The organism is Pseudomonas endophytica, assembly GCF_001411475.1.
In the GTDB taxonomy this organism is placed as follows: Bacteria; Pseudomonadota; Gammaproteobacteria; order Pseudomonadales; family Pseudomonadaceae; genus Aquipseudomonas; species Aquipseudomonas endophytica.
In genome coordinates this window covers 1-1,122 of sequence record NZ_LLWH01000147.1, presented here as the reverse complement: position 1 = coordinate 1,122, position 1,122 = coordinate 1, and the positions used below count along the sequence as shown (strand labels likewise).

General features: G+C 58.1%; 1 protein-coding gene and 1 pseudogene. Both read left to right on the top strand.

Annotation, left to right across the window (positions count from 1 at the left end; all coding sequences use genetic code 11):
• Nucleotides 1-469 (top strand): annotated as a pseudogene (locus AQS70_RS10290) (threonine ammonia-lyase, biosynthetic); the annotation flags it as partial.
• A 40-nt stretch (nucleotides 470-509) separates the two neighbouring features.
• Entirely contained in the window at nucleotides 510-938 is a 429-nt protein-coding gene (locus tag AQS70_RS10285) for a DUF2269 family protein (protein WP_055102684.1), read from the top strand.
• Nucleotides 939-1,122: the final 184 nt, after the last annotated feature.

The following is a 1,122-nucleotide window of genomic DNA, read 5'->3' as shown; positions in this document are numbered from 1 at the left end:
CGGCAAGCGTCAGATCACCGAGTTCAACTACCGCTATCACACGGGTAAAGAAGCCCACATATTTGTCGGGGTTCAGACTCACCCCGAAAACGATCCGCGCAGCGCCTTGCTGGCCAGCCTGACCGAACAAGGCTTTCCGGTGGTAGACCTGACTGAGAACGGACGGGCCAAGTGGCATATCCGGCACATGGTGGGTGGGCATGCGGCGAAGGTCAGCGATGAGCTGTTGTTCCGCTTCGAGTTCCCGGAGCGTCCGGGCGCGTTGTTCAACTTCCTCAACAAGCTGGGGGGGCGCTGGAACATCTCGATGTTCCACTACCGCAATCATGGCGCTGCGGACGGTCGGGTGATGGCTGGCTTGCAAGTGCCGGCTGATGAGCGTCATTTGGTACCCGCGGCGTTGGCTGAAATCGGCTACCCGTATTGGGATGAAAGCGATAACCCGGCTTATCAGCTGTTTCTTGGTTAATAAACGCTACGCTGATTAAACGGCTCAAGAGATAAGTCCCATGGAAACCTTCACCGCGTTAAAACTGTTGCATGGCGTGTCGACACTGCTGTTGTTTGTCAGTGCGCTCGCATTGCTGGTTGTGGTGATTCGCCGCTGGCGTGCCGCTGACACAGGCTTGGCGGGTGGCCTGATACGCCGCCCGTGGGGGTTTGTCTGGGGGCTGATGGGGCTGTGCTTGCTGGCGTTGCCTGTGAGCGGCTGGTTTTTGGTGCACATGGCCGGTTGGCCGCTGGGGCAGATGTGGTTACTGGGCGGGAGCAGTTTGTACTTGCTGGGGGGATTGAGCTGGTTATGGTTGGTAGTGCGGCTCAATCGCCTGCGATTGGGACGAATGGCCAAACATCCGGGCTTTACCGTGGTACTGGCGGCTTTTTGTGCGCTTTGCTTTATCGCCATTGCGGCCATGATGGGTGCCAAACCCGTGTAAACCTCACCAGCCCTTGCTCTTAACATCAAAAGATCGCAGCCTTCGTGCCTCGTCAGCTCCTACGCGGTTGCGGCCATGTGCCGGGATTTTTTGGCCTCCACCCTGGACTGCCCCCCAAAAGTTGGACAGGTTAGCTAGCAATCTGCGCAGCCCGGGTCCTGTACTCCACAGGGCTTAGGCTGTT

What these genes read in the sequence shown, in the direction of transcription:
- AQS70_RS10285 (WP_055102684.1), top strand. Translation starts at nt 510, where the DNA reads ATGGAAACCTTCACCGCGTTAAAACTGTTGCATGGCGTGTCGACACTG.